Annotated in this window: 1 protein-coding gene; it reads right to left on the bottom strand. The window is 53.7% G+C overall.

Features of this window, described 5'->3' with window-relative positions:
* Positions 1-246: relaxase domain-containing protein (locus QP888_RS11035; RefSeq protein ID WP_284813600.1), on the bottom strand; the 246-nt coding region annotated here is incomplete at both ends.

Raw genomic sequence — 246 nt, 5'->3', positions numbered from 1 at the left:
GCCTGATACACCATGCCTGCCGCACGCGCTTCGTGATACAAACTAACCCCATCCAGAGTGCGAACCTTGCCGTCCTGGCACAACTGCTTATTCGCCAACAACACGTGGGAATGGACGTGAGGATCACCCGCACGTGAAGTTCGGTGTTCATATTTCACGCCAGAAATACCCGCCAATTTTTCAAGGATCAGACGCTTCTTTGACGCAGCAGGGTCTTGCTTTCGCGTATAGCCGGCATGCTCTGAC

The sequence above is a fragment of the Corynebacterium sp. MSK297 genome (assembly GCF_030232885.1).
Lineage (GTDB): Bacteria > Actinomycetota > Actinomycetes > Mycobacteriales > Mycobacteriaceae > Corynebacterium.
The sequence above is the reverse complement of the archived record's forward strand: the minus strand, read 5'-3'. Positions and strand labels throughout refer to the sequence as shown.